22 protein-coding genes and 2 pseudogenes are annotated in these 26,212 nt (G+C 37.1%); 21 read left to right on the plus strand and 3 right to left on the minus strand.

All coding sequences use genetic code 11. The features are described from left to right. The first annotated feature begins 10 nt into the window (after window positions 1–10). From ACLCEG_RS01150 to ACLCEG_RS01235, 18 genes and pseudogenes are all read left to right on the plus strand, one after another. Window positions 11–1,504, plus strand: a complete 1,494-nt coding sequence (locus ACLCEG_RS01150) for a nicotinate phosphoribosyltransferase (protein ID WP_410565152.1) — start codon at window positions 11–13, stop codon at window positions 1,502–1,504. 61 nt (window positions 1,505–1,565) lie between these two features. Beyond that, window positions 1,566–2,333 (plus strand): NrtR DNA-binding winged helix domain-containing protein, encoded by a 768-nt coding sequence (locus ACLCEG_RS01155; RefSeq protein ID WP_410565155.1) that lies wholly within the window; start codon window positions 1,566–1,568, stop codon window positions 2,331–2,333. Between the two features lie 72 nt (window positions 2,334–2,405). After that, complete coding sequence (locus ACLCEG_RS01160; RefSeq protein WP_410565158.1) at window positions 2,406–3,800, plus strand: methylenetetrahydrofolate reductase C-terminal domain-containing protein; 1,395 nt, start codon at window positions 2,406–2,408, stop codon at window positions 3,798–3,800. A 524-nt stretch (window positions 3,801–4,324) separates the two neighbouring features. Continuing rightward, window positions 4,325–4,641: pseudogene (locus ACLCEG_RS01165) on the plus strand (hypothetical protein); the annotation flags it as partial. Window positions 4,642–4,895: 254 nt separating this feature from the next. Next, a complete protein-coding gene (locus ACLCEG_RS01170; RefSeq protein WP_410565160.1) occupies window positions 4,896–5,252 on the plus strand; it encodes a hypothetical protein in 357 nt (118 codons plus the stop codon). Between the two features lie 134 nt (window positions 5,253–5,386). Beyond that, window positions 5,387–5,731 (plus strand): hypothetical protein, encoded by a 345-nt coding sequence (locus ACLCEG_RS01175; protein WP_410565162.1) that lies wholly within the window; start codon window positions 5,387–5,389, stop codon window positions 5,729–5,731. Window positions 5,732–5,799: 68 nt separating this feature from the next. Further along, complete coding sequence (locus ACLCEG_RS01180; RefSeq protein WP_410566524.1) at window positions 5,800–6,153, plus strand: hypothetical protein; 354 nt, start codon at window positions 5,800–5,802, stop codon at window positions 6,151–6,153. Window positions 6,154–6,161: 8 nt separating this feature from the next. Then, the gene (locus ACLCEG_RS01185; RefSeq protein ID WP_410565164.1) at window positions 6,162–6,353 is read left to right on the plus strand and encodes a hypothetical protein; all 192 of its coding nucleotides are present in this window, start codon (window positions 6,162–6,164) and stop codon (window positions 6,351–6,353) included. Window positions 6,354–6,420: 67 nt separating this feature from the next. After that, a complete protein-coding gene (locus tag ACLCEG_RS01190; protein WP_002052381.1) occupies window positions 6,421–6,720 on the plus strand; it encodes a hypothetical protein in 300 nt (99 codons plus the stop codon). A gap of 489 nt (window positions 6,721–7,209) precedes the next feature. Further along, the gene (locus ACLCEG_RS01195; protein WP_151766606.1) at window positions 7,210–7,473 is read left to right on the plus strand and encodes a hypothetical protein; all 264 of its coding nucleotides are present in this window, start codon (window positions 7,210–7,212) and stop codon (window positions 7,471–7,473) included. Window positions 7,474–7,481: 8 nt separating this feature from the next. Then, window positions 7,482–7,613 (plus strand): annotated as a pseudogene (locus tag ACLCEG_RS01200) (LuxR C-terminal-related transcriptional regulator); the annotation flags it as partial. Window positions 7,614–7,705: 92 nt separating this feature from the next. Further along, window positions 7,706–9,166 carry an indoleacetamide hydrolase gene (gene iaaH / locus ACLCEG_RS01205; protein ID WP_410565167.1) on the plus strand — a complete coding sequence of 487 codons (1,461 nt, stop codon included), beginning with the start codon at window positions 7,706–7,708 and terminating at the stop codon, window positions 9,164–9,166. Window positions 9,167–9,848: 682 nt separating this feature from the next. After that, on the plus strand, window positions 9,849–10,910 hold the full coding sequence (locus tag ACLCEG_RS01210) for an HlyD family secretion protein (protein WP_031983209.1): 1,062 nt from the start codon (window positions 9,849–9,851) through the stop codon (window positions 10,908–10,910). 25 nt (window positions 10,911–10,935) lie between these two features. Continuing rightward, complete coding sequence (locus ACLCEG_RS01215; RefSeq protein WP_410565170.1) at window positions 10,936–12,483, plus strand: DHA2 family efflux MFS transporter permease subunit; 1,548 nt, start codon at window positions 10,936–10,938, stop codon at window positions 12,481–12,483. A gap of 188 nt (window positions 12,484–12,671) precedes the next feature. Continuing rightward, window positions 12,672–13,460 carry a hypothetical protein gene (locus ACLCEG_RS01220; RefSeq protein ID WP_171057761.1) on the plus strand — a complete coding sequence of 263 codons (789 nt, stop codon included), beginning with the start codon at window positions 12,672–12,674 and terminating at the stop codon, window positions 13,458–13,460. Next, window positions 13,457–15,043 carry a GH3 auxin-responsive promoter family protein gene (locus tag ACLCEG_RS01225; protein ID WP_410565173.1) on the plus strand — a complete coding sequence of 529 codons (1,587 nt, stop codon included), beginning with the start codon at window positions 13,457–13,459 and terminating at the stop codon, window positions 15,041–15,043. Before ACLCEG_RS01220 ends, ACLCEG_RS01225 begins: the two co-directional genes overlap by 4 nt. Next, window positions 15,040–16,368, plus strand: a complete 1,329-nt coding sequence (locus tag ACLCEG_RS01230) for a TolC family protein (protein WP_410565175.1) — start codon at window positions 15,040–15,042, stop codon at window positions 16,366–16,368. Before ACLCEG_RS01225 ends, ACLCEG_RS01230 begins: the two co-directional genes overlap by 4 nt. Continuing rightward, complete coding sequence (locus ACLCEG_RS01235) at window positions 16,361–17,524, plus strand: hypothetical protein (protein WP_410565177.1); 1,164 nt, start codon at window positions 16,361–16,363, stop codon at window positions 17,522–17,524. The genes ACLCEG_RS01230 and ACLCEG_RS01235 overlap by 8 nt, the downstream gene beginning before the upstream one ends. Window positions 17,525–17,723: 199 nt before the next feature. Here ACLCEG_RS01235 and ACLCEG_RS01240 read toward each other — a convergent pair whose 3' ends face one another. Beyond that, window positions 17,724–18,164, minus strand: a complete 441-nt coding sequence (locus tag ACLCEG_RS01240) for an HD domain-containing protein (protein WP_410565179.1) — start codon at window positions 18,162–18,164, stop codon at window positions 17,724–17,726. A 294-nt stretch (window positions 18,165–18,458) separates the two neighbouring features. Here ACLCEG_RS01240 and ACLCEG_RS01245 point away from each other — a divergent pair, with 294 nt between their 5' ends. Both ACLCEG_RS01245 and ACLCEG_RS01250 read left to right on the plus strand, forming a co-directional pair. Beyond that, a complete protein-coding gene (locus ACLCEG_RS01245) occupies window positions 18,459–19,790 on the plus strand; it encodes a type II toxin-antitoxin system HipA family toxin (protein ID WP_410565181.1) in 1,332 nt (443 codons plus the stop codon). Beyond that, complete coding sequence (locus ACLCEG_RS01250; RefSeq protein WP_004701524.1) at window positions 19,787–20,095, plus strand: helix-turn-helix domain-containing protein; 309 nt, start codon at window positions 19,787–19,789, stop codon at window positions 20,093–20,095. Before ACLCEG_RS01245 ends, ACLCEG_RS01250 begins: the two co-directional genes overlap by 4 nt. Window positions 20,096–20,524: 429 nt before the next feature. Here ACLCEG_RS01250 and ACLCEG_RS01255 read toward each other — a convergent pair whose 3' ends face one another. Further along, the gene (locus ACLCEG_RS01255) at window positions 20,525–20,719 is read right to left on the minus strand and encodes a hypothetical protein (RefSeq protein ID WP_171493317.1); all 195 of its coding nucleotides are present in this window, start codon (window positions 20,717–20,719) and stop codon (window positions 20,525–20,527) included. A gap of 103 nt (window positions 20,720–20,822) precedes the next feature. Between ACLCEG_RS01255 and ACLCEG_RS01260 the strand changes: the two genes are divergently transcribed. Beyond that, on the plus strand, window positions 20,823–21,371 hold the full coding sequence (locus ACLCEG_RS01260) for a TetR/AcrR family transcriptional regulator (RefSeq protein WP_410565184.1): 549 nt from the start codon (window positions 20,823–20,825) through the stop codon (window positions 21,369–21,371). Window positions 21,372–21,439: 68 nt separating this feature from the next. Here ACLCEG_RS01260 and ACLCEG_RS01265 read toward each other — a convergent pair whose 3' ends face one another. Further along, window positions 21,440–26,053, minus strand: coding sequence for a hypothetical protein (locus tag ACLCEG_RS01265; RefSeq protein ID WP_410565186.1), 4,614 nt, complete (start codon window positions 26,051–26,053; stop codon window positions 21,440–21,442). Between the last annotated feature and the right edge of the window lie 159 nt (window positions 26,054–26,212).

Below are 26,212 nucleotides of genomic sequence, written 5' to 3' on the forward strand. Positions count from 1 at the left end.
GAGAACAAAGATGACTATTAAACTTAATCCATTAAACGCTATCGATTTTTATAAAGCTGATCACAGACGTCAGTATCCGAAAGGCACAGAGTATGTATACGCCAACTTTACGCCGCGTTCATCTCGACTTGCTAAAATGTTGCCTGACTTTGACGATAAAGTTGTATTCTTTGGTCTTCAGGGTTTTATCAAACACTTTTTAATCGATACATGGAATGAAGGCTTTTTCAAACAACCTAAAGATAAAGTGGTGGCTGCATATAAACGCCGTATGGATAGCTCATTAGGTGAAGGTGCTGTACCAGTTGACCACATTGAAGCATTACACGACTTGGGCTATTTACCATTACGCATTAAAGCCTTGCCAGAAGGCAGCCGCGTCAATCTGCGTGTACCTGTGCTTACCATCATTAATACCGACCCACGTTTCTTTTGGCTAACCAACTATATTGAAACTGTATTAAGTGCTGAGCTTTGGAAAAGCTGTACTACGGCCACAATTGCCTACGAGTACAAACGCTTATTAACGCAATATGCTGTAAAAACTGGCGCGCCACTCGATTTTGTGCCTGTGCAAGGACACGATTTTAGTAGTCGTGGTATGAGCGGAATTTATGATGCTGCACAATCAGGTGTGGGGCACTTAACTAGTTTTATTGGAACAGATTCGGTCGCTTCAATCGACTACGCAGAAGAATATTACAATGCCACAGGTGTGATTGGGGTATCTGTACCAGCGACTGAACACAGTGTGATGTGTATGGGTACAGAAAACAGTGAGGTAGACACATTTAAGCGTTTAATCTGTGAGCTTTATCCGTCTGGTGTTGTCAGTATTGTGTCTGATACTTGGGACTTTTGGCGAGTGATTACCGAATTTACAGTAGCGTTAAAACCTGAAATTTTGGCAAGACAACCTAATGCTTTAGGTTTGGCGAAATTGGTTTTCCGTCCAGACTCTGGTGATCCAGTTAAAATTATTTGCGGCGATCCAGACGCCAAAGTCGGCAGTCCAGCCTACAAAGGTGCGGTTGAATGTTTATGGGAAGTGTTTGGCGGTACAACAACTGACCAAGGCTATAAAGTACTCAATGAGCGTGTTGGTTTAATTTACGGTGACTCGATTACCCTAGACCGTGCACAGCGTATTTTAGAAGGGCTTGAAGCCAAAGGTTTTGCTTCAAACAATTTGGTGTTTGGTATAGGCAGTTTTACTTATAACTACTTGACTCGCGATACCTTTGGTTTTGCTGTGAAAGCGACTTGGGGACAAGTGAATGGGGTAGGCCGTGAGTTATTTAAAGACCCAATTACTGACTCAGGTGTAAAAAAATCTGCGAAAGGTCTTTTACGCATCGAAGAAAGTGAAAATGGCTTTACTTTGTTTGATGAGCAAACAGTCAAACAAGAACAAGGCGGAGCACTTAAAACAGTCTTTGAAAATGGTAAACTTCAATATGAGTGTACTTTGGATCAAATACGTGAGCGTTTATCCATCGCATAACTGAGTTTAGATGAGCCGTTGCATGTGTATCGGCTCATCATTTTTATTGAAGAGGCTGAACGTGACTATTCAAACTGAACAAGAATTCCTTGCCAGTTATGATCGCCGAGATTATGACGCACCTTTACTCACGGTCGATATGGCTATTTTCTCGGTATTTAATGGTCAGTTGCAGGTATTACTCATTAAGCGACCCAACTTTCCAGCCAAAGACCAATGGGCTTTACCAGGTGGTTTTGCCGATTTAACCCATGACCAAGATTTGATGGCCACAGCCTATCGTAAGCTAGTTGAAAAAACAGGAATTGCTTCACCTTACTTGGAACAAGTTGCTTCTGTCGGCAATGCCAAACGTGACCCGCGTGGCTGGGCCGTGACGATTTTGTATTTTGCTTTAATTGATTTTAATGCCTATCAACATCAAGCTTTGGCTGAGTACAGCGAATGGGTGCCAGTGACAAAAGCACAAGATTTAGCATTGGCTTTTGATCATAATGAATTGCTCAGATTAGCTTTAGAGCGTTTAACCAATAAAACTCGCTATACCGCATTGCCAGCGAGTCTTATGCCTGAATTATTTACGCTAACTGAACTACAAACCATTTATGAAATTATTCTTGGGCAATCCTTAGATAAAAAAGCGTTTAGACGCCGTATGATAGAAGCAGGTGCAGTTGAAGAAACCAACCACAGTAAAATTGTGGGCAAACGACCAGCTCAGCTTTACCGTTATGCACTCGATTCTTTTGATTTTATATTTCCTCGCTCACTCGAATTACCCAGAAATAAAGAGGGTGAAGATAAGCAAAACAATGAGCTTTCTGACTAGCGCATCTTGATGCACTTTGATTTATAATGCCGCGCTTATGATTGATGTCATGTTTTGATCAGCACTTTGCCTATGTCACACGTTTCTCCCTGCTTCCAGCAAAATCAGTTTTTTGTGTTGGTGGAATATCTCACTTCACTACATGAAATTTATCCTGTGAAACATGAGTTTGCAGGATATCCGGCTGCAATGACATTGGCAGATCGCGTACATTCAGATCATGATATCGCGCCACTTGAAGCCAGCAAAAGTTACCCTAACTCAATCGATAAAGTCTTGCACTTTTCAGGCAAGGCCCGAGACATAGAAGATTTTGAGCAATTTTTAGAACAAGCTCAAACAGCCAATATTCAAAACTTGTTATTGCTTACCGGTGATAAACTCAAAGAACACCATAATGGTCGAGATGGACAGCCTCGTAGCCGATACCTAGAGTCGGTAAACGCCGTAATGACTGCCAAGCAGCATGGTGGTTTCCGTATTGGGGTTGCTTTTAACCCATTTAAATATGTTGAAGCTGAGCGTGATGCACAGTATTTAAAACTACATAAGAAAATTAAAGCAGGTGCTGACTTTATCATTACCCAATTGGGCTATGACATTGAAGCATTAAAACAAGCCAAAGCATTTTTAACCAAAAACAATTATTCACAGCAAATACTGGCTTGCGTCATGCCACTGACTTTAGGTCGTGCCAATTTTATGGTGAAGCATAAAGTTGCAGGTATTGTAATTACTCCCCACATGCTAAAAGTCTTGGCAGATGAAAAACAGGCAGGGGATACCGACCGAGTTTATTTACGCTGCGCTTTGCAAATTTTGATATGTAAACACTTAGGATTTGCAGGAATTCACTTATCTGCCTGCCATAAGCCAGAGGAGCAAATGCTGCTTGAAAGCTACGTCGAGCAATACAGACATCTGGAGCTTAAAGCGTTAGAAGAGCTTTGGAATTCACTTTGGCTAGTCACGTCAGGTAAAGAGTTTTCGCCTGAAATTACTCAGTTTTCGCGTCAGCCAACCTCTAAACAATTAATTAAATATCGCCAGCTACATGTTATGCATGAAGCAATGTTTGGATCAAAAATTGCCAAAGGCGTCGGACGTTTTATTTTTAAAGCGTCATTTTGGGAAAACGCTTTGATCGCCAAACTCTTACTTAAAACAGAAGTACTGAGTAAACATAGCCTAGTGGGCTGTGAAAGCTGTGGTCAGTGCCGTTTAAGTGACACCTTATATATTTGCCCTGAAACATGTCCAAAAGGTTTAGCCAACGGGTCTTGTGGTGGTACAACTTTAGACCGCTGTGAATTTGGTGACCGTGAATGCATTCATTCCGTTAAAACAAGGCTTGCTAAAGCGGTTGAACAAACTGAAATATTAAAAGATAAATTGATTCCAACAGTGCCTCTTGAAACTAGGGGAACCAGTTCTTGGAAAAATTGGTATTTAGGGGCTGAGGCTTAAGTTTTATATTAACTGGATACGTTTACGACCCAGTTAATTATGACAAAGTACACGACCAAGACTTCCAAGACCACCTCAGGCAAAACGGTTAGTAATAAAAAGCCCACTCAATGAGTAGGTGTTACAATCCTGCAAAGAATCTTTGTGATGAACTCATGCATTACCACTTTGCAGACTAGTTGTAACGTATGTGATAAATATTAAACAAGTGAACAGTTAGATTTCCGAAATTTAGGGCGCTGGTTCGATGCTCGCCGGGCGCACCATACCAATTGAGTGACAAAACAGATTCATACCTTCGCTGAAAAACTCTCACGACATCCTGAGTTCGCAAGCTAGTTTGCAGCTGCAGAAGAAAGTTACGATCAACAAAACTCAGCGATCTAGCTCAGGCTAAGCAATGGGAACCGTATCTCAAGCAAGTCGGATTCAAAGACACATTGCAGAGGGCAACATGACAGACCTCTACGATGTCAACGTAGCGCTCTTGGATGGTGAGCTCTACGCTTTTGAAAGGGGCTTGTATGTCTAGCATGAGTTTAGCTGAATACCGTGAATTATTTCCAGTGAAGACAAAGAAGCGCCGTTCAGCAAAGCAAGGTACCAGACAGCCAAGTGAAGGCGAGACAGTACTGGCAACACACTTAAAAGCTTGCAAGATCGGTTTTGAACAGGAATATAAATTTCATCTAAAACGGAAATGGAGAGCAGATTTTCTGATTACCGGTACGAAGATTTTGGTTGAGGTGGAAGAGGTGGGATCTGGATAGCAGGTGGTGGGCGTCACACAAGAGGCAAAGGCTATATAGGGGATATGGAGAAATACAACTTGGCGGCAATCTTTATTAATGGATGTATTTTTATATCGTAACTACGGGGCGATTGACTCTTCTACAGTTGAACTTAATATGCAGAAAAATACAGAAATCTTCAGTACTTTATTTGATGGACTATAAGTAAGAAGAAAAAGTAGTTCTTATATTTCGAATGATAGAGATGCTTTATATCGGCATCTCTATCATTTTTTGAGTTATCAAAAGCCTATTAAGTAAAAATTTTTTTAAACTAAATAGTTTTAACACAGAGAAAAAGGTAATGAAATTTAAAGGATATTTGGACTATACCGATGGATCAAAAGATTATATTGAAGTCATTGAGTTCATCATTCGAGAAAAAAACTCGATTGCATTTGAACTTAAAACCTCATGGTCGGAGCAGGGTTTTTGGATTTTTAATGGGGTCGCAAAATTTCAAGGCAATAATGTTTATGAATCAGATCATTTAAAGGGACGAATGGCTTCCGATTTATCAATTGAAGAATCAAGTGAGGCTGTTATTGTTTTTCAAATAATGAATATTGATACAAAGAATTCAGAGGTTGATATTATTGGGTCAGTCAACTATGGATTAGAGGTTTTTAATTTTGAAGGACTGCTAGAAAAAGATATTTAATAAAATAGATCATTAATACCTTGACCCTGTACAGGGTAAATGCTATTTTTGCGTTATAGTGGTCGAAGTTATAGTAGTTCACTAAGTAGATAAAGCTCGCATTCGCGGGCTTTAAATTTATTAAAGCGTAGCATATGAATAAAATACTTCTTTCTTTAATACTTTTACCTATTTGGGGGCATGCAGGATATTGTGAAAATAAAGCACAAATTTATGTCATGACAGCATTTTGGAAAGTTGACAATGTTCCTAAAGAAATTGCTCTAGATAGGGCAAAAGGATTAGAAGTTTTATATACAGATCTTGATACTGGTAAAACCCTAACTAAAGATTTTAAGGAAATAGTTGAAGAAATTTATAGAAATAATGATTACAAAGCTAAGGATCAGGATACATCAGAATATACTTCGCTGATGACATATGACTATGCAACGATATTAGCTACGTGTTTAGCTGAAAATGTTGAAGAATCTCATTAGTTTATATTGTGCTACTGATTTGTATATGTGGAGATAGGTGAGTGAGACTAATACTTATAGTAATTTTAATGTCACTTGGAAGTCTATTGCATGCTGAAAAAAAAGAATCAACGGTCTGTGAAAAGCTTAATAGTGCAGCATATCAAATCATGTTAGAAAGACAGACTGGTATTAAGCCCCTTGATTTGCTTGAAAAGCTAATGATTCCTTTGGACCAAGATAATAAAAATATGATAATCAATTACCATATCAATAACTTTTTTGGTCATGTAAGTGGTTTGGCTTATGAGACATCTCTATATACAAAAGAAGATGAAAAACAAAAAGCGGCTACAGATTTTGGCTTGAGAATTGAAAGAATTTGTACAAAGGATAAAACGGCATTATTTGCTCCTCCGGAATTTCAGACTTTTGAGGAATAATTAGCCTAATGCAAAATCAAATAGACCCAATTAATAATGTTAAGCAATTAGATATTGAGGATAAGCAAAAGCAGGAAAACTCGGTGCTTAACTCTGTGAATCCTGATCTAGTTGAAGTTAAAGATTTAATTGTAGAAATTGGGAAAGATATAGCTGATTTTGCATCATCTGTTTTCGATAACATCGATATCACTTTTTAACTTAAGAGCTCTCTAATAGTGAGTTTTTATGTGTTATAAAAAGATTTCCCATAATAAGGAGATCGAAGTGGAACTTACGCAAATTAAGGCAACAATAGATCGAGAATATGATCTCTTTGTAAATTCACATGAGTTTAAGACGTATCAGCACGATAAAGAAAAGCAAGCTAAATTCTTAGGCCATGCATTAACAACATTGAGATATCCTCATACAAACATCATTATTTTAGGTGGTGGTCGATATAAAGTTGTTGGTCATCATGATTTAAATTTTGATATCGATCTATTCCAAGCTCCATCTTTCTTATCAAAGCAAGCATTTAATACGTGGTTGGCTAACATCCTATCCCAACATTTATTTTCTTAAAATATATTTTAAATACATATTTTAATTTGTATTATCAGTATCAAATACTGGGCTGAAAGTTTATTGTTTTTATGACCCGTTTCTTTTTGAAGCGGGTTTTTTAATTTCGTATTTATGTATATGTATTAGATGAAAGTATATATTATTTTTATCAACTAGCTTATTGTTTACTTCATCAAAACTAGAAGCACATCTACTAACACTCGTACTTTAAGAAGTTATAGTCAATCGGCTAAAAATTCTTGTTATTGTATTTCTGGAATATATTCTGTTGGACCGAGAGGTGGACATTCAAAGATGGGACTTTTGATCCTTATATTGTTAATAGAAAGGCTAAACCGTTCATTGGCTTACAATAAATTAAATTGAAATATGAAGAGCTATTATTCAAAAAATATTCCGTTTGAAAGGTTGTTCATTTAATCAAAGGTTGGAGTTTAAAACCTAAAGATAAAGTCCATTAGTTGATGAAGGGTATATTATTAAAAAATGAAAAATTTAAGTATAGGATTAGTTCTAATTATTTCATTATTTGGTTGTGGAAATTCTACAGCTAAACATCAAGACAAGTTCTTAGTGCATATCCATGAAAATACTCCTGATCCTTACAAAGAGTGTATGGTCACATATATTAAAGATCATTGGGACGAAGTTTGGAAAACTTATAATACTGAAAAAACTAGGGAGGCTCGTAGTGAAACGGATATAGTTAATTTTATGATTGAAAAATATCTATCTGAATGCAAAAAATAATACATTAAGGCTTAAGCGATAAACACGTGGCAAATTTACTTGGTATTAGCTTTACTACATTAAGGACTCATTTGAACAATTCTATGAGAAAAATCGGCTGCAATAATCGCACTGAAATGGTCTTGCTCATTCGACATTAAAGTTTAAGCAATCCTCAATTTTGAGGATGCGAATCAATGAGCAATTTGTACTAAGTTCCTAAAATTACAACTTAAAGGGATTAAAAATTACTATGTTAAATACAAATGAAAAAAATAATGGGATCGAATCACTCGATTTATCAAATGCTTCAGTAGATATCATTACTAAACTCATTCATGAGAGAAAAGTATCTTGTGAAGAGCTTGTGCATCATTACTTCGATAATATTGAAAAACAGCAATCTTTAAATGCATTTATTAGCACAGATAAAGCTTCAGCAATTCAACAAGCTCAATATTGGGATAAATACCTACTGAGTGGAAAACCATGTCCAGCTTTAATGGGTATTTTAATTGCAGTTAAAGATAATATTCATGTTGCAGGTTTCACTAATAGTGCAGGCACACCAGCTTTAGCTCAATTTAGACCTCAAACTTCTGCCCCCGTTATTCAGAAGCTTATTGATCAAGGTGCAATCATTGTTGGTAAAGCCAATATGCACGAATTAGCATTTGGGGTAACAGGTTATAATACTGCCATGCATATAGAAGGCGTTGTGGGTACACGAAATGCAGTAAACCCCTTACACATTGCTGGTGGGTCTTCTTCGGGTAGTGCGGTGGCTGTTGCAGCGGGCATGGTTCCGATTGCTATGGGTACCGATACGGGTGCTTCTATTCGACTGCCAAGTGCCTTAAATGGTTGTGTTGGTTTTCGTCCAACGGTAGGACGATATTCACAAGAGAGTATTACCCCAATTTCACATACACGGGATACAGCTGGCCCTATTGCACACACCGTATCTGACATTATCTTAATTGATCAGCTTATTACTCAAGAGCCAAAGAAAGAACCATTACAGCCTCATCAAATTAGGCTCGGTATCAATTCATACTTTTGGAATAATTTAGACGAAGACGTTCATGAGCAGGCACATATTGCGCTTGAAATGTTAAAGAATGCTGGAGTCGAAATTATTCCTGTCGATATGCCAAATTTAGAACAACTCAATCAAGCTATTTCATTTCCTGTGGCTATCTATGAAGGCAAGTATGATCTGATTCAATATTTGAAAGATCATCATATAAATTTGACCATAGAGACTGTAGTCGATCAGATCTCAAGCCCTGATGTACAGGCAATTTTTAAACTGAATATTCTTCCTGAGTTAACTCTAGATCCGAATGGTCAACTTGTTCCTGTTTTACCTTTGTATCAAAAAGCGATTAGTGAAACTCGACCTCAATTGCTTGAACTCTACCAAAACACATTTAAAGCGCATAACTTGCACGCTTTATTATTCCCGACGTCACCAATTGCGGCGCCACTAGCAAATGAACAAGTTTATTCAATTGAAACTTTCCAGACCCTCATGCGAAATACAGACCCCGGCAGTAATATAGGAATACCAGGGTTGAGTTTACCTATTGGAATGGGTACGAAATCAAAACTGCCAGTTGGTTTAGAAATAGATGGCTTAGCTCATCAGGACAGTGAAATACTTGCTATTGGAATAACTTTAGAAAAAATTTTCAAAGGTTTAAATCAATAAAAAATCACTTAAATTACTATTTTTAAAGGTTTGTTTTTGCTTTTAAATAATGGCTTTGAGATTGTTTTCTGCTTTTATTTTATCTGGAAAAATATAAGTCATTTTACTCGGTAGAGTGACTTAATTATTAAAAATTACCGTTTATCATCTTTAATGATTTTGTTAGATTTCTTATAGTTGTTTTTAAAAAATATAATATTTATAAATTATATATATTCTATATGTATAAGTATAAAAATTTTGATTGTTAACTCATTTTTAAATTACATGTTATTTTAATTAATAATACTTAAATATTACACAATAAAACTTATTTTTAACATTTCTGCAATAAATTAACCAATTTGGAGGTTTGAATAAAATATAAATAATTTTATTAATTTGTTAATTAACAATTATTTATGTTTGATTTTTAAATCGATTTATTAAGAGAAATCTATCGTAATTAGAATTAAATATTTTTTAAATATAGTTTATATAACATGATTTATTGACATAAATAGAAAAAATATATGGCAAAGAGGTCAATGATATTTAATTCACTTCAGAACCATAATTTGCACCAAATTTTACGCTGTCACGATTCATTGAATAAAACCAAGTGAAAAGTTACGTAAATAAGAAACCAATAATTTTATTGGCTTAAATAAAAAATCGAATATTACAAATAAGCGGAATGAATATGGATAACGTAGCTCAGCTAGAAACTGATACTAATTTCCAAAGTCGAAAGAAAATAACATGGGGTGTTTTTAGTGTCCTGCTGTTATTTTTAGTTGCCGGTATCGTATATTATTTTTTGGTATATCGATTCTATCAATCTACTGATAATGCTTATGTGCAAGCCGATGTGACTTGGGTTATGCCAAAGATTTCAGGCGAAGTGATGGAGTTATTAATTAACGATAATCAGGTGGTAAAAAAAGGGGAAACTTTAGCGGTATTAGACCATCGTGACTATCAAGCTCGTTATGACCAAGCCCGTTCTGTGGTCAGCTTAAAAGAAGCCGCATTGGGCGTACAACAACAAAATGAAAAGTCTGCCAAGTCGTCAATTACCGAAGCAAATAGTGGTGTAGTGGCAGCACAAGCCGACCTATCTCGTTTGAAAAAAGAATATGAGCGCTATCAAGATTTATTAAAAGATGGCGTGATTACCCGACAAAATTTTGAAGGGATCCAGTCTCAATATTTAACAGCTCAAGCACAGCTCAGCAAAGCGCAAGCCGCCGTAAATGCAGCAGAAGCTCAATTGGGGAGCTTACAAGCGAGTCGGGCGCAGCTTTTAGCAGATATTCAAAGTGCCAATGCAAATTTAAACCTGTATCAGGTTGATTTAGCTTCATCAAAAGTGGTCAGTCCTGTTTCGGGTAAGATCGGTAGCCTTGCAATTCAAAAAGGTTCACGCGTTTCTCCACAAACTCGCTTAATGGCAATCATTCCTGAAAATAGTTTGTATGTACAAGCAAACTTCAAAGAAACCCAAATTGAAAAAATGCATATCGGTCAAAAAGTGAAGTTAAAACTTGATGCTTATCCGAGCCTCACCTATACCGGAAAAATTGAGAGTTTTTCACCAGCTTCAGGCGCAACTTTTTCACTAATGCCACCAGACAATGCAACGGGCAACTTTAACAAGGTTGTACAGCGTATTCCTGTACGTATTGCCATAGATTCAAGCCCGCATATTGATTTGATTAAACCTGGAATGTCGGTGAGTGCCACCGTTGACCTAAGAACTTAATAAAAAAATTTTAGGTAATAAGAAAATGAATAAGCATGTTGAAGCCGAGTGGAGGTTTCCCGCAAAAACTGCATGGGCAATTTTTGCTGCCATGATTTTTGGCAACTTTATGGCGATTCTTGATATTCAAATTGTGGCAAGTTCTCTAAACGAAGTACAAGCCGGTATGAGTGCAAGTCGTTATGAAGTCACTTGGGTACAAACGGTTTATTTAATAGCCGAAATTATTGCAATTCCAATGTCGAGTATTGTCTCGCGGGTACTTTCGACACGCGTGTATTACACCATGTGTGCAATCGGCTTTACGGTGAGTTCTTTACTTTGTGCTTTGTCATGGAACTTGGAAAGTTTACTGGTGTTCCGTGGCATTCAAGGCTTTATGGGCGGCGGCATGATTCCGACTTCCATGACGGCGTTGTATTTACTGTTCCCCGAACCAAAACGGTCATTGCCTTTGGTTATGTTTGGCATGATCAGTACTTTAGGTCCAGCGATTGGCCCCACCATTGGAGGTTGGCTCACCAATAATTTCTCATGGCACTGGATGTTCCTGATTAATATTATTCCGGGCATTATCATTGCCACGGTCATTTACTCAGGCCCAAATATCGACCGAGCGAACTATTCACTCATCAAAAGCATGGATTGGTTTAGTCTGGTCGGTATGGCGATGTTTTTGGGTGGGCTTGAATATTTCCTCGATGAAGGCGCACGACATGACTGGCTTGCAGACACAGGCGTTCGTATTGCTTTTATGGTCTGCCTGATAGGCGGCATGATTTTCTTCTCTCGAAGTTTTACCCAGCCTAAGCCTTTGCTCGATTTATCGGTATTTAAAAATAAAAACTTTACTTTGAGTGCTATTACTACATTTGTGATTGGCATGGCGCTGTATGGCTTGGGTTACATGATTCCCGTGTTTCTTGGGCAAGTCCGTGAAATGAACAGTAGCCAAATTGGTCACGTCATGATGGTGACAGGCATTGTCATGTTTTGCTTTGCGCCGTTCCTTGCTTGGCTCATTCCTAATTTCGATACCCGTAAAACCGTATTTGTCGGAATGGTTCTGGCTGGCTTTGGTGTATGGCTCAATTCGCATCTCAGCATTCACAGTGATTATGACTTTATGTTTTGGCCGCAAATTTATCGCGGTATTGGTCTTATGATCTGCCTAATTGTGGTGTCGCATTTGGCGATGAGCACTTTGCCACTCAGTAAAGTGGCCGATGCCAGCGGTATTTATAACCTTATGCGTAACATTGGCGGCGCGGTTGGGCTGGCGCTGATTAACTCATCTTTAGACTGGTTGACTGCAATGCATGTCACCCAGATTAATCAGGCGATGACACCACAAAACTGGATTTTTACAGACCGACTTGATCAGCTCACGGCGCAATATCAAGAAGTCGGTGCAAATGCCCAGCAAATCGCGCTGAGTGTGATTTATCGCGACATTCATTTTCAGGCACTGACATCTAGCTTCAATGATTTATTACGCATGCTCGCAATCATCATGTTTGTGACCGCCTTTTTAACCATCTTTATGGACAGGGGGAAGAAAATGAATATGTAAAGTTTTAGCAGTAAAAGACAGCTTTTTAAAGAATGAAAACAATAGGGCATATCAAAACGTATCCCTTCTTAGAAAAAGAACATTTATACGAGTTTCTAACATCGTCGTACGAGCGAGCGGAACTCACAGATCTGGATGTGGGAGATTAAAGTATTATGATTAATACAACATATAAACTGATTTCAAAATTGAACCTGAAAAACACAACTTATGGGCAATATTTTGAAAGAGAGCAAATTGATACTGATCGACTAAAAGTGATGTATTCCATTTACGAACAGTATTATGAAAATACCAGATTTTCTATTTTTGTAGACGATTTTAAAAATAAAAGCGGTGCAATCTTAATTTTTGACTCTGAGACAGATGAGATTGTCGGTTTCTCGACTGTGGTGGTTCAGCACTTCTACTTAAACGGTAAAGACTACACCGTGTTGTTTAGCGGTGATACGGTTATTTTGAAGAAGTTCTGGGGCACGCGTAGCTTACAAAGTACCATGCTCAAACTTATGATTAAGCTTCGAATCAAATATCCTTTTAACGAACTTTATTGGTTACTTATTTCTAAAGGCTATAAGACCTATCTATTACTTGCCAATAACTATTATGTGTATTACCCAAACATTAAAGATGAAAACCAACATCTTTCGGAAGTGGTTGAGCACTACTGTGAAAAATTCTTTGGTGAATATTACGACCGTGAAGCCGGCTTACTCAACTTTGGTGATGACTATCAGCCACTAAAAGGCGAAGTTGCACCTATTACCGCCGAAATGCGAGAAAAGAATCCAAATATTCATTTCTTTGAACAGAAAAATCCAACTTGGAAAGCAGGTACAGAACTGCCATGCATAGGCCGCCTTGGCTGGAAAGATATTGCCCGTTTCCCAGTTAAGCTCATGACGAAGCCGACCAGTAAAGGAAAGTTTGAAGCTTGTGTAACCCATAAAACAAAACGTAGAGAGGCTATCCAATGAAATCTAATGAATGGCTGACTCTAGGCTCGCATCTTATTTTAAAAAAATGGTGTGATGCATCTGACCGTAATTTCCAAAAACAGTTTAATGCTTTAGAAACCACACAACGTCAAATTTTGCATTCGATATTACAGACTTCTACCTTTGCAAAAGATAAAAAGGTTCAAAACTATGAGCAGTTTGTAAAAGCCTTTCCTGCGACTCGCTATAGCGCATGGCGAGAAGACATTCAGCGTTACCGTGAACAAAAGCTTTCGCTGTCTAGCAGTAAGTTGGTTCGTTTCCAGCCGACCAGTGGTTCGAGTGAACAAATCAAGTTTATTCCATATACCAAGCTGTTTTTAGATGAGCTTGACCATGCGATTGCGCCGTGGATGGCAAGTTTATACCGTAAGTGTCCAGAGCTGAGTTCGGGTACACACTACTGGTCGGTGTCATGGTTACCTGAAAGTCAGCGTGAAGTTTTAAAAGATAAAAACTTAAATGATGACAGTGCGCTACTTGGCGTAGGTAAACGCATACTGTCTAAGTTTACCCAAGCGGTTCCAAGCAATGTTGCTTTTGCAGCCAATGCAGATGATGCACTGTTTGCCACCATTTGTTATTTGGTCGCAAACCGTAACTTAACCATGATTTCGGTATGGAGTCCGACTTTTGCGTTGCAATTACTTGAGCGTTTGGAATCATTACAAAAAGATGTGGTTGAGGTTTTACAAAGTGGTAAATGGGGCAACCGTCAGGCTTCACTAAAAGAAGTGACCGCACCGCATAGCCCTGAAAGTGCTCAAGCATTAATTGCAAGTTCAAACGGCGCACAGATCGACTTTAAGAAGCTTTGGCCAAAGTTAAGTCTGGTTTCGAGTTGGGATACCGCAGGCTCAAAAGCTTGGGCCGAAAAATTAAAAGAGAAATTACCCAGTGTTCAGTTTGAAGGCAAAGGGTTATGGGCGACGGAAGGTGTAGTGACTATTCCCTATAACAACCAATACCCATTGGCTTACCAAAGTCATTTCTATGAGTTTGAATACTTAGAGGGTGAGAAACAAGGTCAAATCGTTCCTTCATGGCAACTCAAACAAGGCGATGTGGTGAGCCCGCTCATTACTTCGGGTAATGGTTTGCTACGTTACTGTTTAGATGACTGCTTAAAAGTGACTGGCTTTTTAGAGCAAATTCCATGTTTTGAGTTCCAAGGCCGCCGTTTTGGTGTTGATCTGGTTGGTGAGAAACTTGCACCTGAAACCGCACAACAGTTGTTGTCTCAGTTAAATGAAACGGAATCGAAAGCGATTTCTTTACTGGCGATTGATACCCAGCAACAAGTTAAACCATTTTATTGCGTGCTTTTTGAAGGTGAAATTCATCACAGCATTAGCAATGAATATATCGACAGTATCTTACGCCAAAACTTCCATTATGAACTTGCACGAAACTTGGGGCAGCTTGATGAGCCTCAAATTCGCCAAGCCAATAATGGCTGGAATGCGTATAAGCAACTGGTCATGTTTGATGGCATTATCGAAGGCAATATCAAACCTGAGCCACTTAAAAAAGTCACCCTCAATAGTTTGGAACAACTATGAAAGGGATGAAGTCATTTAATACTCGATTTTTAACACTTCGACACGCCTTGTATTTAGGCGTGTTGGTTGTGTCGAATACACAGGCCATGACTTTAGACGAGGCGTTGTCGGCTAGTTTAAGACATGAAAGTCAGCTTGAAGTCAGCCGTTTAAGCGTAAACCAGTCTACCGCTATGCTTGAACAGGCTAAACAGCGTGATGGACTCAAAGTCAATTTAGTTGGGCAACTTGACTATGAAAGAATAGATACGCCACCAAAAGTCATGTTTCCAACCGAAGGAAACCGTAAAGGACGAAGTTTGCAGTTACAGGCAGATTATCCGATTTATACCTCTGGGCGGCATCGCTTGGGTGTAGATATTGCCGAAAGTCAGCTTTCTGCCCAACACCAAGGTTTGTCAGATCAACGGTCGGAAACCATTTTAAATACGGTCATGGTCTATACCGACGTATTAAAAAAGAAAGCCATTTTAGAACTCAGACAAAAGACCATGGCGAACTTGCAACGGTCTTTATATGAGTCAAAGCGCCGTTTTGATGTCGGTATGATTACCCGTGCAGACTTGGCTCAAGTTTTGGCACAAGTCGCGCAAGGCCAAGCTGATATTACACAGGCGCAGTCTAACTTGACTGTAAGTGAAGCGCAGTTTTATCAAGTAACAGGTACAACACCTGACAACCTTGTTGCGATTAAACAGCTACCAGCTATACCGAATGAACTAGATGAGATTTTGGTGCAAACCAAGAACCATCCGGCTTTAATGCGCGCTAAATATGAAATGCAAGCCGCGGAGAAACAATATGCTTTAACTAAACGAGAACTCTGGCCAACGGTTATGCTGACCAGCCGTGCCGGAAAGCAAGATGAAGCGAGTTATATTGGTTCTGAAAGTAACAACTATATGGTCGGGTTACAGCTCAATGTACCGCTCTATGACGATGGTTTAAATCGCGCCAATGTCAAAAAAGCGCAGGCCGATATCGATTTGGCTCATCAGAAAATACGAAGTCTTGAACTGGACTTAAATAAGCGTACCCGTACCACCTATGCACAGCTTCAAACCATCCGACAAAATAAAGATGCATTGGCAAATGCCATAGAGGCAGCGTCTATTGCCTTTGTCTATACACGTAAAGAGTTTGATGTAGGCACCAAAACCACTTTTGATTTGCTGAATACCGAGCAGAAGCTACTCGATGCTCAAACCCAAAAAACCGTAAATGACCAAGACGAAGTGGTATTTGTCTATCAGTTACTCGACCAAATGGGACGTTTAAATAGTTTGGTTCCTATGCAGACCGCACAACAGGTGAATAATGAATAAAACAAATACACCACTCGTAGAAAATACCCTGATTACTCGTGAAGCAACTTTGGCAGATGACGAGGCTTTACGAGACCTAATAGCTGTTCCGATGACTACTAAAGGCATACAAATTAGCTTTCAGCGTGAACCGAGTTATTTTAGAGCGTCTGACATTGTCTATCGGCATAAACTGCATGTTGTGATTGAAGACCTAGAGAGTCAAAAGAAGCTCGCTTGTTATAGCAATGGCTATCGTCCTTGTTATGTCGATCGAAGTGTTCAAAACTTACGATATGCTGGCGACTTACGGGTAGATCACAACTACCGAGGTAAATCACTGGTGAAGGTATTAGCCAAGCATGTAAAACAGAGCATGCACGAACCCAACTTTAGTCAAATGATTATTTTTGATGATAACCACGCGGCGCGTGCTGCCATCCAAACAGGTAAAACGGGAATGCCCGATTATTATGATGAAGGGCTTATAGAGACACTCAGCCTGACGAGTACTGGTACAAAACGAAAAATCACAGCTTTTCTAAAACAGACTTCTAAACAGAGTAATGTTCAAGAGATTCATAGTTGTGTAGCCGAAGCCGAACATATACCAGCCATGAATCAGTTTATTGTCGATATGGCCGAGTTTTACAACTTTATACCTGCTTATAACTTTGAAGAACTTGCCCAAGGACATCAGTATTTTTCAGGGATGAAACTATCGGACTTTTCACTTTACTTTAACGGTGAAAAACTGGTGGGCATGTTTGGCTTGTGGGATCAGCATAGTATTAAGCAAACCAAGATTTTAAATTATAGTTCGGCCATAGCTATGCTTAGACCCGTTTATAACTTGCTAACCCCAATGACTAAAGGCATGCGTTTGCCTAAGCTGGGTGACTCTATTCAGTACCATGTGCTGCATACGCTTATGTGTCATCCCGAAGATTTGGCTTTGCATCATAAAATGCTCGAAGATGCCTATAACCAGTCAAAACAGCAGGGCGTTGGTGTGGTGAGTTTTACGCTTTCCCATAAAGACCCACGTTATCAGTTAAATCAGTTCTATAAAGGTGAGCGTTTAACGGGTATGCATGGTTTTATTAGCTATGAGGGCGACCCAAGACCAAATTTTGATAAAAACCTGATTCCGTACTTAGAAGTTGGGCGTATTTAACCCTTATATAGCTTCGCCGTAGGTCATAAATGCGCAAAAATTTGCTCAATTCTTATGAATGTTAAATAGATTTGAGCAAATATATGCGCAAAATGGTGAATGCTCGCTAGAGCAATAGACTTTTTAATAGTGATTTTGATTAAGTTACAAAATCAAGATAAAACATTTTAGACTTAATAAATCTAGCGAATTTGACCCTTTAGTCCAACTTATCTTGCGCCGTTGAAACAATTAGAATGGTTTGAAGGTAATAATCGACACGTGAGTGATTATTGTCCTTATGTGAGTTATGCGCATTAAAGGCTGCATCATGAAGTTTCACCACTCGAGCAATCGGATTTAAACCACAACGGAATAAATATTCTTCGCGTGTTTCATCTTCTCGTTTAGTTAATGCATCGACGGCATCGCGGATTTCTTTTCCAAATAAACTTTCGATTTTGTCTAGCGTAAGAGGGGTGTCTTCAACACTATCGTGTAGAAGGGCGGTAATAATGTAGATTTCTGAAAATTGATGCTCGATTAATGAATTGACCACACCTTTAATATGGTACTCAAAGTAATCATAAGGCCCATACTTTTGACCTTGATGAGATTCTTTAGATAATGTCTCTGCGAGTTCAACTTGATTTTGAGTCATTTTTTGCTCTTATCACTTTAAGTATATGACGCGGCCTAATGGGAGAGATGGGTCGCTTAGGTCATAATTTTATACTGAATAGCTACTTTGTTGTGAATACTCTCGTTTGTTTGGAGAGCCTCTGCAACTTGATATTCAACGTATGAAAAAAAATAAAGTAAGTTATTGCTATCTAAAAATTTGAATGCGCAAAAATTTGCTCAAATTTATCTAAAATAAATCAAATTGCGCAAATATATTCACAAAAAATCATTTTTATAGTATTTTTGAGAAAATAATTGCTCATTTACATGAATGAAAAAATTAACAATACAAGCTTTACTAAATAAAAACTGGATAGATATAGCAGAGTTAAAACTGTTAGAGCCTAAGCTAGGTTCGGCTAGTGCCAGTGAACTCGAATATGAATTGGATTATGCCATTCAATATTCAGACAGACGAGATGAGCACGCCTGTAGTTTATCGCTTCCTGTACAAATTCTTATAAAACATGAATCGAATACATGGTTTGGCTTTTTAGATGACATTGTTCCATCTGGAGCCGCACGCCGTTATTGGGTGAACTATCTAGATTTACAACGTTTAACCCATGCAGAGCAAGAAAGTATTCTGTTAGAAAAAGGGGGAATGGCACCCGTTGGTAATTTACGAATTAAGGAAGCATTGCCTGCTCTAAACCCAGAATCAACCTTACATTTACGTTATTTTTCAAAGGATGATGTGGCTGAGCGTAATATTGATTTTCTGGAATATGCTCAACAAATGGGAGCTATTAGTGGTGGTGCAACGGGTGCAGGCGGTGAAGCTCCAAAGTTACTTATTCGTGTTTCACCAGAAGAACAAGTCTGGATTGATACCTACCAAGAAAAATTTGATCAGCCAGATCAACATTATCTAGTTAAATTTCCGCGAAATAAACGTAGTGAGATTGATTGTGACATTCTCAGAGCTGAATATTACTACTATCAAATACTCAATGAGTTAGGTTTCAATACGATAGAAACAACCCAAATGCAGCTCATTGAAGGTACAAAATATCCATCTTTATGGCTACCAAGGTTTGACACAGAGTGGCGTGATCAAAGTTGGCATCGTCATGGTCTAGAATCTGTGTATTCGATACTCAATAAATCTTCAGGCAGTCATCTTAATCATTTTGAAGTCATTGAAGAGCTATGTACGTTACTCACAAGCATTGGTTCAGATTTTGATGCTTCACAATTTGTTTGTGAGTGGTTACAACGAGATTTACTCAATATCATTTTTGGTAACTCAGATAACCACGGTCGTAATACCTCATTCCTAAAAAAATCTGGAAAAGTTTATCTTTCGCCTATTTATGACTTTGCACCTATGAAAGCCGATCCGGAAGTTGTGACCAGATCGACGACTTGGGGAAGTCCATACGAAGAAGGTGGTGAATACCGTTGGGCGCAAATTACTCAAAAACTTGCTACTTGGTGTGATCCTGCCGTATCGCTAGCAACATTAAGGACTTTGGCGAATAATCTGCTTGGCTTAAAACAACGATTAGTTGACAAAGGTGTACCAAAACAAATTATTGAAATGCCAGCGCTGTCATTTGATTACATAGAAGCTAAGTTAAGAAGATGGGAACTGCTATGAATATAAAAAATCAAACCCAAGACCGTCAGCAAGTTCTTATCGATTTATATAAACAATATTTGTTGAGTGAGATTACGCTAGGACAACTACTCTCGTACTTACGCAAAAATGTGTTGGGTTTGTCGCAAGAACAATATGCAACTTTGGTGGGTATAAGCCGTCGGACTTTAACTGACATTGAGCAAGATAAAGGTAAACTGACTCAGTCTGTGTTAGATAAAGTATTTAAGCCACTTGGTTTAAAAGCAGGTCTTGTGCCTACACATGAGCATATTGTGAGTAAAATTATAAAGCCAAGCGAGTAGGTACCTAATGAATATGCATTAGGGTAAGCTCATGAACGTTATAAAAACAGTTTTTGAGCTTATCTAGCCTATAACTTTTTGAAATTTTAAACTTTAACTTAATGATATAAAAGATGATTGTAAATATTACTTAAGAGTTCCCTTAATTATCTAATTAAATGAAAAATAATAACTATTTAAATAATTTCTAGCCAATTTCACATTGACACCTCAAATATTGAAGATTACCATTTGCGGGCTGGCCTACATTGCCAGACGGTCGTCGCAGACCGTATTAAGACCGCATCAGGATTATTTCTTCTGAGGAATAGTTTTGTGCGAAAACTCCCAGTCTCCTCCCGTAGCGGTAGGACGGGAGAGGGACACCCTCGGGTGTGCTGGATGTCTTAACCAGTCTGCGAACCCTCTTCCGTTCTGCCACCATAAATTTTATGCTTTGGCAGAACTCCATATAATAAGGAGTTGGCTTTGCGCACCCATAATTTCTTGGCACCCATTGCCAAAAGCTATAACAACACAGCTTAAAACATTTAACGCAGCTTGATCGCCGTAAGGCTTTTCAGGCTTTAGCTCGTTATTACTTAAAACTTCATCAACAACTAAAACTTGAGATGTGCTAGGCACAGTCTTTACGGCTTTGCTACGCCTTTTTTTCACCTTTAGAAAAGTGGAAGGCTTTTATATCTCATTTATATACAACAAAAATTTAATTTATAACGGTAAAAATATGCAAAATTTAACTCTCCCAACACGTGCATTAAAAGTCGTAAATAAATCAATTGAGCTGTTTCATTACAATGGGTTTCACATCGTCGGCGTGGACAGACTTGTAAAAGAGTCTGGTATTCCAAAAATGACGTTTTATACTTACTTTCAATCTAAAGAACGCTTTATTGAAATTTGCCTGCTCGTACAAAAAGAACGACTCCAAGAAAAAGTCGTTTCTATGGTCGAATACGACGAATACACAAGCGCAGCCGATAAGCTTAAAAAGCTCTATAACTTACACGCAGACATAGACGGGCTGTATTACCTGTTGTTTAAAGCCATTTTTGAAACTAAAAATAACTATCCAAACGCGTACACAACCGCCGTGAGATATAGAACATGGCTCACCAATGAAATATATAGCCAGCTTAGAGCACTTAACTCCGATGTTTCCTTTACCGATGCCAAACTATTTTTATATATGATTGATGGTGCAATCATTCAGCGGTTAAGTTCGGATGAAGTTGATGAGAGAGTGTTGGAGGTGTTTTTGAGAGGGATGGGGTGAAGGAAAGCACCGTACCCTTAATTAAAGTTTAATTGTTGTGGTACGGTTCTTAGATATTTTAAACTGTTTTATGTTAGAAGTCCGAAATCAAGCTTGTCTGTCATATTAGTTATAAATGAATGATTACTAGCTAATAGTTCATCCCACATATCTAAGCAATCATCTAGTGCTTCATCATCTTTATCATTTTCTGCTTGATCATATAATTGTTGAATGACTCTCGTGATAGTATCTACATCCATATGGCTTACTAATTCTTGAGTATTTAACTTAAGAATATTTTGAAGCATCAGGATAATAAGATCACTAAATTGGGCCATATTCATAGAGCTTTCTTCTATTGAATGTAAGACATTATAAATATTATGATTTAAGGCTTTTGAGTCAACATATATTTCAAAAAAATCACGAGCATATCTTTTCGACCAAAACTTTTGATTAAAAAAACGACCTATATTTTTAAGAATTTCCTCGTTTTCTGTATTAACTAAGATCTCAAAGATCTGTTTCATTTTTGAGTGATCATATCCTTTTGTATCATCACTGAGAAGTTGGCTAATTACTGAAGCATAACCCAAAAGACTTTCATGATCTTTGGACTCGAGCCCTTGCTTCAGCTCTTCTTCAAATAAACCATTGAATAACCATCGAGCAATAACTTGTTTATGACCTTCTTTTCTAACATCTTGATATGGAGAACTCACCATCATTTGTACAAGAGCTATAAATGATTCTTTAAATTCAATATCAAAGGCTTTATTAAAATAATAGTAATATCCATTGCTTAGAGTGTTTCTTATGTCTTTTTGACATAATTCTATAAACTTTTGAAAAGCATAATTACGATCATAATTATACATAGATAATAATAAATCAGCAGTTGCCATTCTTACGGCTGCATGTTCATCGTTTAAAGCATTTTCAATAATATGTTTGTGAGAAAGAGCATATTCTTGATCATCCCAAAATTTTTTAGCCAATCCTTTATATGCGCTTCCTCTTGTACAGTTAAGGGTATTTCCATATAAATCATGGCTTGAAATTTCATCTATTTGATTAGATTGACCTCCTTGGTGAATATTTAATTTATTTGGTAATGGGTCATCCGCTGATAAAGCAATATCTTCTAATAGCTTTAGATAGTTAGGAGATAATAATTTAACTCTTCCGGAAAGTAATTGTTGAAGTGCTCGTGAATAACGTGAAGGTGAAAAATGATCGACAACTTGTTCAACTAAGATGATAGGACAGGAAATCCATTGCTCTTTTAAATGCTCTGGAACTTGGTCAGGATTATTGTCGCTTAAACCTGAATACAAAGCATCAATATAATCTTGATGTATATTTTTAGGTAAGGTTAAAGCAAATTCTGCAAAACGTTTAGGTTCAGCATTTACAGCACTTCTAAAATTACTTGAAAACTGCTGAATACTACATTCACTACTTTCCTGATCAAATTTAAAGCCTTTAAATTTTTTTGGATCTGTCAGTATTAATTCTTTCCAAGCTTTATCGGATAACTTTGCTATATCTTTAATTGGCGATTTAATATTACTAACTAGGTTGTTACTTCTATGACAAAAATCATCATCCGTATATTTTTCAAATTTACGGTTAAGTATAGTAATTAGCTGTTTAGACTTTTTAGAAATACGAGATAAATCTAATTTATGCAGTAAATGGTATTGAGTTTTACCCCAATAAGGTATGTAGCGGTTTATACGTGTAGCTTCTAAGCACCATCTAATTTCTTCTAACTCATAATCAGGGGGAAAATAATAAATTGTATTTTCAAGTTGCTCAAAGTTTTTTTGATTACAATGAGGCGAAAATTTTTCAATTAGTTTCCCAGCCAATTTCCAAACAGGTTCTTCGTTATCATTTCCTAATTTGAACTTATCGATTGAGTTGTCTAACAGCCATTCAATTACAAAATCAGCATGATCTATCTCAAGATTTAAAAGAGCATTAGCATATATACGATTAAATATTAGATTGGAATTATTTTTTAATGGAATTAATAATTGAAAAAGTTCAGTAGATTGTAAAGCCATATTCTGAGAAGCTTTAATGACGAGAGTGAACAAGGCTTTGTATATAAAAGTTTCAAACGATGTTCTTACAGCATATTCTTCAGACCATTTAAAATCATCACAATCCTCAATTAGAGGTTCAGAAAAATACTGATCTAAAAAAGGAAAAAAAATCCTTAGCACATCTTGTGAATGGCTTTCAGCAAGTTTCTCAATACACTCTGTGTCGTAATCAGACCATTCTTCTCTTGAGCTTAGTCTTGCATGTAATTCTTCATTGCACATGAGCTTTAATAGATGTAAAGCTCTAAAAGGATATTTTTTTGTTAAATCCTCCCAAAAAATATGGCGACTGCTGACTCCATTTTGAATTAGCTCAATGCGAAGATTAAATAATTCCTCTGAATCATCACTCATTTTCCAACATAAACAATTGTATATCTTTTGATTCCACTCGGATGATTGATTCACGAACTTAGATAATTCATTAATTAACAAGTTGGGGGTTTTATCAGAAACTGAGCTTAAAAGTTCTAGAGCTTTAGATTGCGTATCACCATCCTCATCTAACCAATCACTTAGATAATGACTTTCCGATAGATATTGAACGAGTGTAGGGCAACCGATACAACTTAATCTTAAAAAATGCGGGAGTAGTTGATTATCTTCAATAATCCTATTTATAAGTTTTTTGAGAGGGGTTTTGAAGTTTTCTATATGCCGTAATGTACTAAAGACCAATGACTTTAAGTGGAAACGAATCTCAGAATGGAAAAGAAGAGCCTCAATACAATTACAGAAAGCTCTTTCATCTGCTTCATATAACATTGCGAGTGCATATCTGAGATGCTCTCGTTTTAAAAGGGTTTGTTGATTTTTTGAACCTAATTCATGTAAGAAATCTTCAGGTGAACTAAGACCTTGCGAATATAACTTTTTTCCTATTGCATAATCATGGATTGCTTGATGTCTAAAACTAATTTCTCTATTTTGCTCAGTGAGTAATCCGACAGAAATCATAGCTTTCTTAATTTCTGATGAACCAATTGATAATTGAGTTGATGAAATACTTAATTTGTTGGAATGATTCATCAAATCTATAATTTCATTGAATAAATCTTCACTATCCGCTGTGGAAATTCCATAACTCTCATTGAGCTGTTCAAAGCGATTATCGAGGAAACCTTTGATTAAATCCAATTTGCTTGTAAATTTAGGAGCGCATCCTAAATCATTGGCTAGATCCATATAAATACCTAGCCATAAAGGAATTTTTAAAATATTCTGTTGCTCATTACTCAACTGATCATAGTCTTCAAATTGGCTAACATATGGCTTAATCTGATCTGGCTCAAATAGTTTTAGTTCCAGCTGTTTGACATCACTATTGAGTTCACTGATCCAATTTCTTAGGCGCACATCATCTTCAAGCTCAAAGTTTCTTGTTGCCATAATAATTTTTATATTGGTATTGCTATATTGGCGTAGTAAAAGAATCTCTTTAACCATTTTAATGCATATATCTAAGGCATTTGATGAGTGAAGAGCAGTCCAACGAAGAGCATCTAATTGATCAAGCAAGATGATAATTTCTTGACCCTGTCCATATTTTTCTAAGCATGCAATGGGCGAATATGGAAATCCTAAATCTTTTCCAAATTCATCGAGATTTTTTTGAGGAACTCGTCTATCTAGTCGAATAGGAAGAACAATAGTCCCAGATCGAACAAAATGTTTTTTCAAATCTAATAAGAAAGCACTCTTGCCAACCCCTGCATCAGCTTTAATTATTGTGATTGGGTTATTATTAACAGTATCTAATGTAGTACTGAACTCGGCACGTTGAATGTTTTGTTGTGATATTAAATAAGGCTCGATTGAGCGATCAAATTCATCATTTAGCGTTGCTATTACATCGGATATATGAGGATGACCCGGATAGGTTTTAAAGGAAAAGTGGTGGACTTCTAAATCTGTTTTAAGAATATGAGATGTAATAGGTGTTCTTAACTTACCGTATTTAACAGGGTAACTTTGAAGGAAATGAACAAGATGACTAGGAGGTTGATAAACCAGTTTTTCAGCTAATAATATACATAGTTCATTATCTATATCATCTTCATTAAATTTCTTTATTTCAAAACATTTTAGAAAGTGAAGAGCTTTATCTAAATCGTCAGGATTTGATAGATTTAATTCTAATTTTGTACACAATTCACTAAATAATTTACGTCGTTCTTCACTAATATTTTGAATTTGATAATTGTAAAAATCAGAACTTGAACCTGTACTATGGCTAGCACTTTCACAAATATCTTCTAGTATTCTAAATCCAATTCTAGACACAACTTTGTAAGATCTAGAGCCAGATAAGATGTGTTGTAAACCTTTTGTTAAAAGTTGTTTGGATTGGAGTGTGGCAAGTGTCCAAGCATTATCAGAAAGATTTCCAATTTTGCATTGATGATGTTCTTTAGATCCATCCAGATTGCCAATAATAACATCTACAGCATCTTCATCTGGACCAATAGGCTCTACTTGTACATAAGAAATTTTTTCATCTAATAATTTTAAGAGTTGATATGCCACCCAAGAGGATTCATAACGATTTCCAATTTTTTCTGTAAAGCCACCTGGTTCTAAAGACACAAACACTCCTCAATTTTTAAAATATTTTTATCATTATAATTTATATATTTTTTTTCTAATTTTCCAACAACTAACGTTGATAATATATTGGAAATTCAATATTTTTAAATTTAATAGGTAAAGATTCTAAATTAGAAAATTTTAGTCAAATAACTTCGA

Origin of the sequence: Acinetobacter sp. H1(2024) (assembly GCF_046557555.1) — a bacterium.
Classification (GTDB): domain Bacteria; phylum Pseudomonadota; class Gammaproteobacteria; order Pseudomonadales; family Moraxellaceae; genus Acinetobacter; species Acinetobacter seifertii.

Bases quoted from the DNA above. Each gene is read 5' to 3' on its own strand.
- ACLCEG_RS01150 (WP_410565152.1), top strand. From the start codon at position 11: ATGACTATTAAACTTAATCCATTAAACGCTATCGATTTTTATAAAGCT.
- ACLCEG_RS01160 (WP_410565158.1), top strand. From the start codon at position 2,406: ATGTCACACGTTTCTCCCTGCTTCCAGCAAAATCAGTTTTTTGTGTTG.
- ACLCEG_RS01170 (WP_410565160.1), top strand. From the start codon at position 4,896: ATGAAATTTAAAGGATATTTGGACTATACCGATGGATCAAAAGATTAT.
- ACLCEG_RS01175 (WP_410565162.1), top strand. From the start codon at position 5,387: ATGAATAAAATACTTCTTTCTTTAATACTTTTACCTATTTGGGGGCAT.
- ACLCEG_RS01180 (WP_410566524.1), top strand. From the start codon at position 5,800: ATGTCACTTGGAAGTCTATTGCATGCTGAAAAAAAAGAATCAACGGTC.
- ACLCEG_RS01185 (WP_410565164.1), top strand. From the start codon at position 6,162: ATGCAAAATCAAATAGACCCAATTAATAATGTTAAGCAATTAGATATT.
- ACLCEG_RS01195 (WP_151766606.1), top strand. From the start codon at position 7,210: ATGAAAAATTTAAGTATAGGATTAGTTCTAATTATTTCATTATTTGGT.
- iaaH (WP_410565167.1), top strand. From the start codon at position 7,706: ATGTTAAATACAAATGAAAAAAATAATGGGATCGAATCACTCGATTTA.
- ACLCEG_RS01210 (WP_031983209.1), top strand. From the start codon at position 9,849: ATGGATAACGTAGCTCAGCTAGAAACTGATACTAATTTCCAAAGTCGA.
- ACLCEG_RS01215 (WP_410565170.1), top strand. From the start codon at position 10,936: ATGAATAAGCATGTTGAAGCCGAGTGGAGGTTTCCCGCAAAAACTGCA.
- ACLCEG_RS01225 (WP_410565173.1), top strand. From the start codon at position 13,457: ATGAAATCTAATGAATGGCTGACTCTAGGCTCGCATCTTATTTTAAAA.
- ACLCEG_RS01230 (WP_410565175.1), top strand. From the start codon at position 15,040: ATGAAAGGGATGAAGTCATTTAATACTCGATTTTTAACACTTCGACAC.
- ACLCEG_RS01235 (WP_410565177.1), top strand. From the start codon at position 16,361: ATGAATAAAACAAATACACCACTCGTAGAAAATACCCTGATTACTCGT.
- ACLCEG_RS01240 (WP_410565179.1), bottom strand. From the start codon at position 18,164: ATGACTCAAAATCAAGTTGAACTCGCAGAGACATTATCTAAAGAATCT.
- ACLCEG_RS01245 (WP_410565181.1), top strand. From the start codon at position 18,459: ATGAAAAAATTAACAATACAAGCTTTACTAAATAAAAACTGGATAGAT.
- ACLCEG_RS01250 (WP_004701524.1), top strand. From the start codon at position 19,787: ATGAATATAAAAAATCAAACCCAAGACCGTCAGCAAGTTCTTATCGAT.
- ACLCEG_RS01260 (WP_410565184.1), top strand. From the start codon at position 20,823: ATGCAAAATTTAACTCTCCCAACACGTGCATTAAAAGTCGTAAATAAA.